The 14,961-nt window shown below is 41.0% G+C and carries 11 protein-coding genes and 1 CRISPR repeat array; of the genes, 5 read left to right on the top strand and 6 right to left on the bottom strand.

Translation table 11 applies throughout. The features are described from left to right. Position 1 precedes the first annotated feature (1 nt). From KQI22_RS07025 to xylB, 6 genes are all read right to left on the bottom strand, one after another. Positions 2-940: a hypothetical protein gene (locus tag KQI22_RS07025; RefSeq protein ID WP_216551386.1), complete on the bottom strand. Its 939-nt coding sequence runs from the start codon at positions 938-940 to the stop codon at positions 2-4. Between the two features lie 655 nt (positions 941-1,595). Beyond that, entirely contained in the window at positions 1,596-2,534 is a 939-nt protein-coding gene (locus KQI22_RS07020) for a transketolase family protein (protein ID WP_216551385.1), read from the bottom strand. Then, the gene (locus KQI22_RS07015) at positions 2,534-3,379 is read right to left on the bottom strand and encodes a transketolase (RefSeq protein ID WP_216551384.1); all 846 of its coding nucleotides are present in this window, start codon (positions 3,377-3,379) and stop codon (positions 2,534-2,536) included. Before KQI22_RS07015 ends, KQI22_RS07020 begins: the two co-directional genes overlap by 1 nt. Positions 3,380-3,643: 264 nt before the next feature. Continuing rightward, complete coding sequence (locus KQI22_RS07010; RefSeq protein WP_216551437.1) at positions 3,644-5,128, bottom strand: L-fucose/L-arabinose isomerase family protein; 1,485 nt, start codon at positions 5,126-5,128, stop codon at positions 3,644-3,646. Positions 5,129-5,213: 85 nt separating this feature from the next. Next, a complete protein-coding gene (locus KQI22_RS07005) occupies positions 5,214-5,834 on the bottom strand; it encodes a DUF4867 family protein (protein WP_216551383.1) in 621 nt (206 codons plus the stop codon). 23 nt (positions 5,835-5,857) lie between these two features. Continuing rightward, positions 5,858-7,330, bottom strand: a complete 1,473-nt coding sequence (gene xylB, locus KQI22_RS07000; RefSeq protein WP_216551382.1) for a xylulokinase — start codon at positions 7,328-7,330, stop codon at positions 5,858-5,860. Between the two features lie 358 nt (positions 7,331-7,688). On the opposite strand from xylB, the gene KQI22_RS06995 reads away from it, so the two are divergent. From KQI22_RS06995 to KQI22_RS06975, 5 genes are all read left to right on the top strand, one after another. Then, a complete protein-coding gene (locus tag KQI22_RS06995) occupies positions 7,689-8,714 on the top strand; it encodes a LacI family DNA-binding transcriptional regulator (RefSeq protein WP_216551381.1) in 1,026 nt (341 codons plus the stop codon). Positions 8,715-8,858: 144 nt separating this feature from the next. Further along, positions 8,859-9,964: direct repeats of the CRISPR family, unit length 36 nt; unit sequence ATTTCATGAAAAAAGCCCGAGATATCGGGCATTAAC. A 174-nt stretch (positions 9,965-10,138) separates the two neighbouring features. Then, positions 10,139-11,137: a CRISPR-associated endonuclease Cas1 gene (gene cas1, locus KQI22_RS06990; protein WP_216551380.1), complete on the top strand. Its 999-nt coding sequence runs from the start codon at positions 10,139-10,141 to the stop codon at positions 11,135-11,137. Positions 11,138-11,148: 11 nt separating this feature from the next. Next, the gene (gene cas2, locus KQI22_RS06985) at positions 11,149-11,457 is read left to right on the top strand and encodes a CRISPR-associated endonuclease Cas2 (protein ID WP_216551379.1); all 309 of its coding nucleotides are present in this window, start codon (positions 11,149-11,151) and stop codon (positions 11,455-11,457) included. 54 nt (positions 11,458-11,511) lie between these two features. Beyond that, positions 11,512-13,698, top strand: a complete 2,187-nt coding sequence (locus KQI22_RS06980; protein ID WP_216551378.1) for a hypothetical protein — start codon at positions 11,512-11,514, stop codon at positions 13,696-13,698. Continuing rightward, a complete protein-coding gene (locus tag KQI22_RS06975) occupies positions 13,682-14,938 on the top strand; it encodes a WYL domain-containing protein (RefSeq protein WP_216551377.1) in 1,257 nt (418 codons plus the stop codon). Before KQI22_RS06980 ends, KQI22_RS06975 begins: the two co-directional genes overlap by 17 nt. Positions 14,939-14,961: the final 23 nt, after the last annotated feature.

Here is a 14,961-nt window from a genome sequence, read left to right as displayed (position 1 = left end):
TTTATTGGATTCCAAGCATTTGTTTTGCCTCAGTCTCTGTGATATTTTGAGATTTCATCAAGTTTTGAAGTAATCTCTTTTTCGTATCCTCTACTCTTTTTTCGCCCTCGGCCCTGCCAATTTCAAGTCCTTCACGCTTTCCATCCTCATATTCTTCTGCACGAATCAACTTCTCACGCCGTTCCCATGTATAATCAAGTACCATGCTTTTGGTCACCCCATTTCTGTTTTCCCTGAAAAAATTTTCCATGATGTGATGTTTTATACAATAATCAATTGCTTCATTAATCGAGACTTCCAAATCTTCCTCATACACAGCCACATCAAATATCAATGCATTCTGTGCAATCTCCCTCCGGTGTTCCAAATTTTCCCGCACACGATTCACAAAGATCATATAGCCATTCAAAACCTTACTTTTTGCAAGAAGCTGCGTATTATTATCCAAATTAATATTATACACTGTAACCGTCAGCTCAACCTCCGGCGTGTCCGTCTGATTAATAAATGCATCTGAAAGCTTCAATACTTCTCTCTCCGGTCTTTTCTCTGCTCCATTATAAAATACCGCAAAATGTGGTGTCGCAATCTGCATATGCTTTCTGCCATAAAGATCTCTCTTTCCAATGGTTTTCTCAAGCAGACTCGTTAAATAGATCAGAAAACGCAGAGGCGCATTCGGACTGTATGTAGACTGATGTTCATACAGATTCAGATAATTGCTGATGAAAAATGAAGCATCATTTCGTACAGATAATGAAATTCCATTTTCCAGCCGCATGATCTGAATCATGTCAGAATCTGTATAAGCCGAGTCGTTCATTGCATTGTAAACATCCAGCGCATACTCCGGTATTTGCAACATCATGGAAATCACGTCACTCTTGTATTCCCTGTTGCCATTGCTATGATAGTTTCTTTTTTTGTCTTTCTGTGCCATAAATATCCTCCTTTGGTATACTGCAGGAAGTTGCTTTGCTATGGCATTTTTCAGACATACTGCCTATCCTTTACAGACCAGATACTCTCATATATATCTTTTTCTGCCCTGTAAGCTGTCTTGTTATCTTTCACAAATCCCTGCTCTTATTTAGTTTCAAGCATGGATTTTCTAAAAGATGAACAGATATGCCACACATGGCATCATAAAGATATGGTTCACGAAAGCAGAAAGCTTCCGAAAAGAAAATATGCTTTGTAATAACTATATCATTATCGCAAAGCATTAACAATTACTAATAAACTTTTTTACATAATTCTCTGTCCGATTCCAATACGTTATAGTAATGGGGATCGTCTTATATATAGGAAGATTTTACCCAAATATCAGAGGGCATTTCTGCATAGTTATGTGTTTCAGATATATGAATAAAATAACAATAAATACAAAATCCCGGGGCTGACAGATACTAAGCAATCGATAGTGTAGCCGACCGAGATTTGCGGAGCATTTGCTGCAGCTGAGAGACCGCAACGCTTTTTTGCGGCCGAAGCGCAGCAAGATATGCTCATAGCAAATCGCAGGGTAGGCAAACGTGATTGCGTGTATCTATCAGCCCCGGGATTTAATTGATCCATTTAATTATTCATTGCTTCTATACAAACTCTTTTACTTTCTTGTAAACGCCTTCCGCATCTAAGCCGTATTTTGCAACAAGTGCTGCTGCAGGGCCGGATTCGCCGAATTTGTCATACATACCGATCTTGCAAACCTTTGTCGGAGCCTTTTCGCTGAGTACGTCACATACTGCGCTGCCAAGACCGCCGATCACGGAGTGCTCTTCTACGGTAACCACTTTGCCTGTCTTCTTTGCCGAAGCAAGTACAAGCTCTTCATCCAGTGGCTTGATCGTGTGGATATTGATAACTTCTGCATCGATGCCGTCTGCTGCCAGCTTTTCTGCTGCGCCCAGTGCGGAATCTACACAGATACCGGTTGCGATGATCGTTACATCCTTGCCTTCTTTTAAGACAACACCCTTACCGATCTCAAACTTGTAGTCCGGCTTGTCGTTGATCACCGGAACTGCTGCACGACCGAAACGAAGGTAAACAGGACCGTTCATTTCCAGTGCTGCACGAACTGCTGCTCTTGCTTCGATATCATCAGAAGGAACAATAACTGTCATGCCCGGAATCGTGCGCATCAGAGCGATATCTTCGTTACACTGATGTGTTGCGCCGTCTTCTCCGACTGTAATACCGGCGTGTGTTGCACCGATCTTTACATTCAGATGCGGATAACCGATTGAGTTACGAACCTGCTCAAAGTTTCTTCCTGCTGCAAACATTGCAAAGGAAGAAATAAATGGGATCTTACCGCAGGTAGCAAGTCCTGCTGCGATTCCTGTCATATTACATTCTGCAATACCACAATCGATGTGACGATCCGGATATGCTTTTTTGAAAATACCTGTTTTGGTAGCACCTGCAAGGTCTGCGTCAAGAACAACTAACTGCGGGAAGTCTTCTGCGCAGTCAACAAGTGCGTTACCATAGCTTTCTCTGGTTGCAATTTTCTTTACATCTGCCATTATACTTCACCTGCTTTCTCTAATTGCTCATCAATTTTCTTAAGATCTGCCATTGCGATTTCATATTCTTCATCGTTTGGTGCCTTGCCATGCCAGCCTGCCTGATCTTCCATGAAGGAAACACCTTTTCCTTTGACTGTATGCATGATGATCGCTGTAGGCATACCCTTTGTTTCTCTTGCTTTCTGCATAGCAGCACGGATCTCATCAAAATTATGACCGTCAATGTTGATCGCCTGGAAATTGAATGCTTCAAACTTCTTATCGATCGGATATACGGAACATACGTCTTCTACTTTACCGTCGATCTGCAGACCGTTGTTATCTACGATCACAACAAGGTTGTCAAGCTTTCTGGCGCCTGCAAACATGGCAGCCTCCCATACCTGACCTTCCTGGATCTCGCCGTCACCCAGCAATGTGTATACACGGTAATCCTTATTATCAAGCTTTCCGGCAAGTGCCATACCAACTGCTGCGGAAATGCCCTGTCCCAGGGAACCTGAGCTCATGTCAACACCCGGTGTTTCCTGCATACAAGGATGTCCCTGCAGGTAAGAACCAAGGTGACGCAGTGTCTTTAAATCTTCTACCGGGAAATATCCTCTGTTTGCAAGTGCTGCATAATAGCCCGGTGCTGTATGACCCTTTGATAAAACAAAACGGTCTCTGTCTTCCATTTTTGGATTCTTAGGATCAATATTCATTTCTTCAAAGTAAAGGTATGTGAACATATCTGCTGCAGATAAAGATCCGCCCGGATGACCGGCCTTTGCGCTGTGAACACTTGTGACGATACCTTTACGAACTTCGTTTGCCATTTTCTGAAGCTCTAAATTTGTCATGTGCTTTCTCCTTTTTCATTCTATATGGTTGCAATATACTGCTTTTGCGAAACACCGATACCTTTCTGCCCTGTCTGCGGTTTATTCGTAGACAGACAGAAGTGCTCCGCAGCAGCTGTTCCGATAAGAGCCAGGAGCGAAAGACTACCGTTTCTCCTTACCCTATGATAGCAACCGATCAACTATATGACCGGTTGCTACCCCTATAAACATTCTGATTGTATCATTCTCCATGCTTTTGGTCAAAGCATTTTGCATAACTGCTTATGCAAATGGATTTTCTGTCGGATATCTGACACCCTTAGGCTGGTTGTATCCGATCTCATCTACATCTACACCGATGTACTTGAATACTTCATAAATTGCTTTTCCGTAATGTCCGAAAGCAACTGCTCCATGATGCGGGAAGTTCTTCTCGATCAGTACATGACGGTAGAATCTGCCCATTTCAGGAATTGCGAATACACCGATCGCACCGAAGGATTTTGTTGCAACAGGAAGTACTTCACCATTTGCAATGTAAGCACGGAGCTTTGCATCTGCTGTAGACTGCAGACGGAAGAATGTGATGTCGCCAGGAGCGATATCGCCTTCAAGTGTTCCCTGTGTTACTTCTTCCGGAAGGCTTCTTGCCATGATCATCTGGTGCTGCATAGAGCAGAATGCCAGTTTCTTGCTGCATGTATTACCACAATGGAAGCCCATGAATGTATCTTTATGTGTGTAATCAAATTTGCCCTTGATGGATTCTTCGTACATATCTGCCGGTACAGAGTTGTTGATATCAAGCAGTGTAACGATATCTTCGCTGACTGTATATCCGATGAACTCACTGAGTGCACCATAAATATCAACTTCGCAAGATACAGGAATACCCATACCTGTTAAACGGCTGTTGACATAGCAAGGAACGAATCCGAACTGTGTCTGGAATGCAGGCCAGCATTTTCCGGCGATCGCTACATATTTACGATAGCCTCTGTGCTCCTCTACCCAGTCAAGTAATGTCAGCTCGTACTGTGCAAGTTTAGGAAGGATGCCAGGTTTGTTGTTACCCTTTCCTAATTCTTCTTCCATTTCTTTTACTTTAGCAGGGATTCTTTCATCGCCTTCATGCTTCTTGAATGCTTCGAAAAGGTCAAGCTCTGAGTTCTCTTCGATCTCAACATTTAAGTTGTAGAGCTGTTTGATCGGTGCATTACAAGCAAGGAAGTTCAGTGGTCTTGGACCAAAGCTGATGATCTTTAAGTTTGCAAGTGCATCAACTGTACGTGCGATCGGAACGAATTCATGAATCATATCTGCACATTCTTCTGCAGTTCCAACAGGATATTCCGGAATATAAGCCTTTACATTACGAAGCTTTAAGTTGTAGCTTGCATTCAGCATACCACAGTAAGCATCGCCACGTCCCTGTACCAGATCATTCTGGGATTCTTCTGCTGCTGCACAGAACATAACAGGTCCGTCAAAATGTTTAGCCAGTAATGTTTCAGCGATTTCAGGTCCGAAGTTACCAAGATATACGCAAAGTGCGTTACAGCCTGCTTTCTTGATGTCTTCCAGAGCCTGTACCATATGGATCTCGCTCTCTACGATACAGATCGGACATTCATAGATCTGAGAAGCGTCATATTTCTTTGTGTAAGCCTCTACCAGGGCTTTTCTTCTGTTTACGGAAAGTGATTCCGGGAAGCAGTCACGGGAAACTGCTACGATACCAATTTTTACATCAGGTGCATTGTACATATTTTTTTCCTCCATTTTCTTTCATACTTAAAGTTCATTTTATTTTCTTTATTCCAACAGGTCTGACCTGTTTATCACGTATCGCTTATTCGTTGATATTTAAGTTCTTTCCGACCAGTCCGATGAAAGCTGCCGGATCCTGACCGCCTTCTGCATGTGCGATCAGCCATTTGTTCTTTGCTGTGATGAGCTTATCCTCACCATCTTTGTGTGCTTCGTCAAGCGGTTCGTTTGTGCCCTTTGGCAGAACAACCGTTACCTTGAAGCCTTCATTATTGAGATCGCATGGTGCATAGTGAAGCGTTGTGCCATAAATCTCAACTGCTGTTCCTTTCGGGATCTTGAACGCTTCCATCAGGGATGTATCATAATGGAAATCATCTGTAATATCCTGCTCGGAGCCTAAGATCAGCACTGCATCTGTTGCAGCTACGTTGATCTCTGAACTTCTGTGGTATTCTACTGCATTCAGCAGTATGTTATGACCATTGCAGTAACCGATCTGAATAGGAAGCTCACCGTAAGTCACCTTCTGAAGCTCCTGCATTACAGGAAGTGCTTCCAGTTCCGGAACAGAGGCAACATACTCTACGCCATCCGGGAGAGGTGTGCTCTGCATTGCTTCCACAAGGCCTGTAAAATCAACATTTTTTACGATTCGTCCATACTTTTTAAAACGTGCGTCTGTAACATCTAAAATCTGCATTGGTTTGTCCTCCTTTTACTACATTATTTTGTAATGATATCGAAAAGTGGTTTGCAGGCAGGATAGATTTCCTTGAACTGCTGATACTTCTCTTCATATTTTGCAACAAGTGCCGGATCAGGCTCTACCGTATCGACAACCTTTACGATCTTTGCTGCTGCATCTTCTACAGAAGCGAATTCACCGTTTGCAACAGCAGCGAGCATTGCACCGCCGAGCGCAGGTCCTTCTTCACTTTCGATGACATCTACTTTTAAGTTCATGATATTGGCGATCATCTTCTTCCACAGCGGGCTCTTTGCACCACCACCGCAGATCTTTGTACGTTTGATATCAATACCAAGGCTTCTTGCAACTTCCAGAGAATCACGCAGTGCGAAGGCAACACCCTCTAATACTGCCTGTGTCATATCTTCTCTCGTGGTATCCATTGTCATACCGATGAAAGTGCCTCTTGCATTCGGATTGTTGTGCGGAGAACGCTCTCCCATTAAATATGGAAGGAAGAATACATGGTTTTCACCAAGTTTTGTGATACCCTTCTGTTCTGCCGGATAATCCTTTGTGCGGATGATCTCATCCATCCACCATTTATTACAGCTTGCTGCGGAAAGCATACAGCCCATCAAATGATAATGTCCATCCGCATGTGCAAATGCATGCAGCGCATTGTTCTTATCTACACCAAATTTCTCAGAGGAGATAAAGATCGTGCCACTTGTACCAAGTGAAATATTGCACATGCCGTCTCCGACTGTTCCTGTACCGACTGCTGCGGCTGCATTATCGCCTGCACCGGCAACTACCTTACAGCTTTCCGGAATACCGAGCTCTTTTGCGATCTCCGGTAAAACAGTTCCGACTGTCTCATAGGATTCATAGATCTTGGCGAGCTGTTCTTCTTTCACGCCACAGATCTCGCACATTTCCTTAGACCAGCATCTGTTCTTTACATCAAAGAGCAGCATACCTGATGCATCGGAAACATCTGTGCAATGTACGCCTGAAAGCTTGTATGCGATGTAATCCTTTGGCAGCATGATCTTTTCGATCTTAGCAAAATTCTCAGGTTCTTTATTTTTTACCCATAAAACCTTCGGTGCTGTAAAGCCCGTGAAGGAAATATTGGCTGTGTACTGGGAAAGCTTATCCTTTCCGATCACATTATTTAAGTAATCACATTCCTCTGTGGTTCTGCCGTCATTCCAAAGGATCGCCGGACGGATCACATTGTCATCCTTATCCAATATAACAAGTCCGTGCATCTGACCGCCGAAGCTGATGCCTGCAACCTGCGATTTATCAGCATCTTTGATCAGTTCCTTGATGCCTGCCATAACCTGCTCATACCAATCCTCAGGCTTCTGTTCACTCCAGCCCGGATGTGGGAAATAAAGCGGATATTCTTTCGATACGATATTCCGGATCTTACCTTCTCCATCCATTAACAGCAGCTTTACTGCGGATGTTCCTAAATCTACCCCGATATATAACATATCCATCCTCCTGTTTTATTTTCTTTTGCGTGATCCCTTCCCGGATCATTTGTCATTTACGTTTTTTTCTTCGTCACACGAGTCTCAAACACAAATGCCGTGCTTTCTTGTGCCCGTGCACATTTATACTATAATATGCCCGTTTCAAAAAAGCAATATCTAGTTGAAAAATTATTTCAATTCGTCATTCTTACCAATGATATCCTCTGTTTTTTCACTTCCAGACGTTCTCTTTTGTTACTTTTTTATAAATCATGTGCACGTATCACATAAAGACACTTATTTCATTGACATTACACGTGGAGTATGATAATTTTGAAAGAAGAAGGGGCGTTTTTGCCCGTGAAAGGAGATCGTTATGGCAACGATTAAAGAAATCGCCGATCTTGCAGGCGTATCGCGCGGTACGGTAGACCGTGTTTTAAATAAAAGAGGCTCTGTCAATCCACAGACCGCACAAAAGATCATGGAAATCGTGCATGCACTTGACTATAAGCCAAATCGTGCAGGACTTGTGCTTGCTGCACAGAAGAAGAACTTAAAGCTTGGTGTGATCTTATTTGGAGAGGGAAATCCTTTCTTTGATGAAGTGATCGCGGGAATCCGCCAGAAAGAGGAGGATCTTGCCTGCTACAACTGTACCGTACAGATCAAGCGCGTCAATGTTGATACACTGGAACAGCTTCAGGCGATTGATGAGTTTGTAAAGGAAGGCATCAATGGCATTGCCATTTCACCGACCAACGATCCACGTCTTGCCAAGCGTATCGACGAGCTGTTTGAGCAGGGCATTCCGGTAGTTGCCCTGAATACAGATATTAAAAATTGTAAGCGTATCGCTTTTGTCGGCAGTAATTATTATCAGTCCGGTGCTACAGCCGCAGGTCTGATGCGCCTGATGGCAAAGAACGAATCCACGAAAATCGGTATTATTACCGGTTCCGAAGAGATCCTGTGTCATACAGAGCGTATTGCCGGCTTTACAAATGCGATCCAGTCATATCCGAATATCGATGTTGTCGAAACGATCACAAATGATGATGATGATTTTATCAGCTATGATCGGACAACCCAGCTTCTGAAGGACCATCCTGAGATCAATGCCCTTTTCTTTGCTGCAGGCGGTGTTTACGGTGGCTGCCGTGCAGCCCTTGCCATGCGCGGACAGAAAAAGGACATGACGATCATTACTTTTGACAAGGTTGCTACCACTAAGGAAATGGTCGCAAAGGATGTGATCTCTGCCACGATCTGTCAGGAACCGTTCGTACAGGGAAGCAAACCGCTCGATATTCTGTTTTCTTACCTTGCAACGGGTGATCTGCCAAAATCAGAGTACAATTACACAGCGGTAGATATCCGGATCAAGGAAAATATGGATTAGTTTTGCCACGCATTCCGAAAAACCGCATATTTACTGCATTTTCTGTATTTATCTATTGAAAAAATATATTATATCGTGCTAAAATATTTTTAACACGCAAATCGCCTGTTCATCCCTCTTTTTTACTAGGGTTGAGCGGGTAGGATTTCATGAAAAAAGCCCGAGATATCGGGCATTAACGGTAGAAACTGATTGTTACGTTATTTTTGGTCCCAATTTCATGAAAAAAGCCCGAGATATCGGGCATTAACGTATTTGAACAGAATTCTTTACACATAACTTTGCTGTTATTTCATGAAAAAAGCCCGAGATATCGGGCATTAACTGGTAGATCCTGTTCAAACTATTTCTGTGCAGGAAATTTCATGAAAAAAGCCCGAGATATCGGGCATTAACGTGATGCATTACTCCAGTTTATTTTCTTTTTGTTATTTCATGAAAAAAGCCCGAGATATCGGGCATTAACTCAACTTTGCGACCTTTAAAGAACATACGAACAAATTTCATGAAAAAAGCCCGAGATATCGGGCATTAACTTTGCTGTGCCAGCATTCATAGTATCTTTTTCTACGAATTTCATGAAAAAAGCCCGAGATATCGGGCATTAACGCACTGCTCTTTTTTGAGAGCAAAGATTTAGCAGATTTCATGAAAAAAGCCCGAGATATCGGGCATTAACATTCTTCTAGAAAGGTCTCATCGGTTCCCCACATATATTTCATGAAAAAAGCCCGAGATATCGGGCATTAACATTTGTCGGTATTTTTAAAGTTAATAGTTGTCAATTTCATGAAAAAAGCCCGAGATATCGGGCATTAACCCTACGTAAGTTTTGTTGATAGTTACTTTCTTTGATTTCATGAAAAAAGCCCGAGATATCGGGCATTAACTGTTGGTAGAATCTTCGACGACTTCTGCTTCGTATTTCATGAAAAAAGCCCGAGATATCGGGCATTAACTTGTAGGAATACCGAATGCCCAAATTTCTGTAGGATTTCATGAAAAAAGCCCGAGATATCGGGCATTAACCATTAACGATAATTTTCTGTCCATAAACAGGCATTTTGTAAATTTCATGAAAAAAGCCCGAGATATCGGGCATTAACACCAGGATTCTGGTAGACTCTGCGCAAACTATCTCTGATTTCATGAAAAAAGCCCGAGATATCGGGCATTAACAGGAATTTCAGCATCCGACGGAACCATTGAAATATATTTCATGAAAAAAGCCCGAGATATCGGACTTTTGCTTTTTTATACAGCTCCGAACCAATTTCATAAAAATAGAAAAGACAGACTGTCTACGCTTTTAACAAATGTAGTCAGTCTGTCTTTTTCAGGAAAAATAACAACTAATCATACATGATACTCTTTTTATATAGAAAACAAGTAACCGGTATTGGTCTATGAGAGGAGGGCTCTGTATGAGCTTATTGTATGTAGTTGAAAATGGTACAACACTCGGAGTCAATGGTGGATGTTTTGTTTTAAAACATACTGATCAGCACGAAGAAGCTATCCCTAAGGAAACGATCAGTAGCATCTGTATCTTTGGCAAGACACAGATCACAACACAATGCACGGAGTTCTGTCTCAAAAAAGGAATACGTATCAGCTACTTTTCACAAAGTGGCTCCTTCTATGGCACACTTCTGTCTCCCGGTCAGACAAATATCAAAAGATTGCGCAAACAGCTTCAACTAACTGACGATCCTGCCTTTTCTCTCGCTATGGCAAAAAAGATAATTGATGCCAAGATACACAATCAATTTGTCATTGCCAATCGTTACCAGAAAAATCATTCTATCGAAGCCGGGAAACAATTCTTTCAGATGAAAAATGCCAGAAAACATGTCCAGCAATCCCTTACTACTGAAGAACTGATGGGATACGAGGGAATTGCTTCCAGAAACTACTTCGAAATACTCGCCATGCTCATTGATCCGGCATTCACATTTTCTTCCCGTAACCGCAGACCGGCTCAGGATCCTTTTAACTGTATGCTTAATCTTGGATACTCTATCCTGAATAAAGAACTCTATGGGCAGATAGAAAACCGCAGTCTGTCCCCCTACGCCGGTTTTCTACACAAGGACAGGAAAAATCATCCCTCCCTTGCCAGTGATATGATTGAAGAATGGCGTCCGGTCCTTATAGACTCCTGTGTTTTATCTTTAATACAAGGGCATGAAATATCACTTTCCCATTTTTGCAGACAGGGCAATGCAACCTGTATGACAAAAGAAGGTATTAAGCTATTTCTGACTAAACTCGAACAAAAAATGTATGTACAGACGAAATATCTTCCCGACATTGTTTCTCCCATTGATTTTCGTCACGCAATCTGGCACCAGGCAGAAGCTATGACGCAGGCAATCGAAAAAGAATCTACTTCTCTCTATAATCCTATCCGTATCCGATAAGGAGGCATTTTATGTTACGGTATACTTTTCACAACAATAAAGAAACAAAACATATTTTACTGATTTACGATATTCATAATGACATCAGACGCAGAAATCTCGCAAAGCTACTGGAATCATATGGGGAACGAATACAGGAATCCGCTTTTGAGTTCCACATTACTGCTGCACAATACAATCAATTGTCGCAAAAAATAAATACTATTATGAATGAATCAGAAGACAATATCCGTATTTATATGCTTCATCCTGATCAGGTGATTATTCAAAAAGGAATTTCCATCCAGACACTATCCGATTGTGATCTACTCATTTGTTGATTTCACTTTCAGAGCATGTTACTATAACCATAAACAGTAATGGAGAAAAAGTGTATGACAAACGAAATGCAGAACAAAACCATTGAAATAGTCTTAGAACGTACAAAAAATAATGCAAAAGTATATGAATGGGATTTGGAAAGGGAATTTTATATTTCCAATAAAACCTTTCAAAATCACACTGCTGCCATCCGTTCAGGCAATGACTCTCCGGCTTTGATTACAAGTGGCTGCGACGTGGGTCTGTACTGGCATCTGGACTATAATGCTGCCATGAATCTGTTCTTAACAAAAGAATCTATTCTGGAGGATAAATCACAAAGAAAAAAATCGCAAAAAAATGAGGCTTCTCTTTTTTCGCTCTATTTGCAGGATTATTTCTTTACAACCGGCTATATCCAAGAACTGACTTCTCATTTATATCCCCATGTCAAGTCTGTACTTTCCATGTCAGATTTACGAAAAATATTGTCAGATTTGCTATCCGATAAATCTATTACTTTGTCTGAATATTCTCTCCCTAAAAATATCTGGAAAAAAATCCGTCAAGAATTGGATCAAGTATATATTCTTCCTATCCGCCAGCAGATACCGGACAGTGAAAAGAGAAAAGATTCCCATCCTTGGAAATTGGATTTTCTTTCGTTGCAAAAGAATACAATTTTCCCAAAGTTTTTGCTTGCACAGGGAGAAAAAGGGCAGGAATTTCTTTTTTACTATTTATCAAAAGCTTTTGATGATAATTATCAAAAAGAGCTTGCCTCAGAAATAGAAAGCTATATAAAACAGAAAAAAATAAGCGCATTTTCCGCCACAGATTTCACAAAAACGGTTATCTCTGCTCTGAATCACGGTGAAGACATCTTACTTGATGCAATACCGGGCAAAAATGCAGAGAATCTGTGCAGTCAATATGCTGTTTCGCTCAAAACACTTCGTGACCTGAAAAAAATCATCCTACAGAGTAAATATCCGCTTTCTGTTTCAAATCAGCGCATTTACTGGACCCGCCTGCAGGAGGAATCTACTGCAGCCACATCAGTATTTGAGCAGAGTGACGACCGCAGTGTCCGGTCTGCCTTTATTCTTTTAATACTCAGCGCTGAAGGAAAAAAAATAACGCAATCCAGTCTATATCAAAAATATCGGGAACTACTGTCGAACGCTGAACAGACCTCGTTAAGAGCGTCTCAGGATAATACGTTCAAGGCATGCTTACAACAGCTTTTAGATCTTAGATATATTGATTCCCAAACACGGCAAAAAACTGTCTTTTATCGTATAACAAATAAGGCTCCCCTTCTTTTAGAGAAAAAAGAAGAAGAATTATTGGATATCATGCATTATCTGGAATTATTTAGGAGCAGCACTATGACACACACAAGCTTACGTAAATTAGCGGATTATATGAATAACCTTTTTATCGATCCATCAAAGGAATTCTGTGAATGGGACACTGATAAAGACATGTCTATTCATTTAGGCAAGCAGCCTGCTGATTCCAGAGAATATCAGCATGTCAAAAAACTATTCCACAATATTGACTATAAAAATTATGCTATCCGTGTGAACTATTCCGGTAAAGATCCGTCCCGGAGCCGAAGCGATATTATTTTTACAGTTTCTCTATATTATACAGATGAGAAGAATCAGTTTTATCTGTTTGGTATAAGATGGAAGTCAAATATGAAGAACAGCATAGAATACAAAGCAATACCGGTTAACCGGATTTCTTCTGTGGAAATATGCCAGGATATTCCAAATACAACCCAGGCTGCCCGGCTATATGTACCGGAAAATAAGGAAAATAAACCACCCAAAAAACACCTTACTTTCCAAACAGCTTCTCTTTATCATAACCCTCAATACATGCAGGTTTATTATGAAATGATATCCGGTTCTCCAGGTGCAAAGGATGGTTTTTTGACCAAACTTCGTTTTCCCGGTCTGGCAAATACCGAAAATACACCTGAACAGGAAAAAACGTATCAGGAACTGAACCATCTGGTGGAAAGCCGTAATCATAATGCCCCGGATCAGAATATTGCATCACTGGAGAAACAGGAGAATGATATTATCTATTCAGATACCATACGGGACTTATCTGAATTTAATTATTATATGCGTAAGTTTCTTCATCAATATGAGATTATAGAACCGGAATCTCTAAAGAAAATACAACGTGATTCTGCCCGGCGAATTTTAACAAGATATGGAGACTATCATGAATCAAGAGAATAAAATTAACCGACTTTTTCAATTGATCAGCATACTGTCAAATCAGCTCGGATCATCTGATTCGGAAGATAACAAAGATAACAAAGATAACGAAAATTATAATTATTTTTTGCAATACTACTCCATCTTCCGTCTGCAACGGATCACACACATTCCCATTAATATTTTACGGGAAGATCTTTACCAGCTTTCTCTGCATCCATGTGGATTGCTGCCACTTGATACGGACGATATAAAAATAAATGACAGCTATAGAGATTTCCTGGCATCAGATCTGTTTCTTCAGAATTTTCTTGACAGAAACGATTATCCTGACATTGACACACTAAATGACCTTTATAATTTATATGACACTATCAACGACACCCCAAACGGAAGTACGGCTGAACGGCGGAAGTTATTTCACTCCGGAAAAATCGATGCTTTACCCTTTTGCCTAAGTAACCTTACTATATTTTCCAAAAAATACGTCCACATTGCACTTTCCAGAAAAGAATATGATATTCTGGACGATTTTCTGATCATCCACAGAATTTCTTCTGTTCAAGAATCAGATTCCTTCACATACGATGAAAAGCTTATGGAAGGCTATATTTCAGATGAAGAGAGGGAAGCAGTATCTACCAAGTTACCTAAACTTTATGGCAACATTATTATGGGTTATGATATCAAGTTTCACTATAAGTCCTATAAAAGATCCAACTGCCCTGATACAGAACGCCAACAGAACATAGAAACACATTACATATGCCTTATTTTCTTCCCACATACCGGAAAATATTACATGGCAGGCATTGCAGATGAAAAAATATCTCTCTATGATCTTCAGAAAATGGAAAACATAGATACTGGCTATCTTTCTCCTATTTCAACCGAAGAAGAACAAATAAAAAATGATTTTATGGATCATGTTCTGCCGCATCTTTTCGGTCCTTCCTATGAAGATAAGCCAACCACCGTAGAAATTGATTTTTATGACGATCATGATGGACGGCTTTTTCAAAAAGTCAACCGTGTTTTAAACCAGTATCCTTTGCTGAAAGACGAAACATCAGAAGTAGATGATCTCGTCTATCATAAGGGTATCATTAAAAAGCGCCATGTGGAAATGCTTGTATATGACCGGGAAAGCTTTTTTGACTGGATCGTCATGCTTGGACAATCTGCTGTTCTTCTACAACCCCAGGATTTACGAGATCGTATTATTTCTTATTATACTCAGATTCTAAATTCTGATTCTTAAAGAAAGAGGGGGGTTCTCCTATG

This window comes from Kineothrix sp. MSJ-39 (genome assembly GCF_018917935.1).
GTDB lineage: Bacteria > Bacillota > Clostridia > Lachnospirales > Lachnospiraceae > CAG-194.
This window is presented reverse-complemented; position numbering and strand designations above follow the sequence as displayed.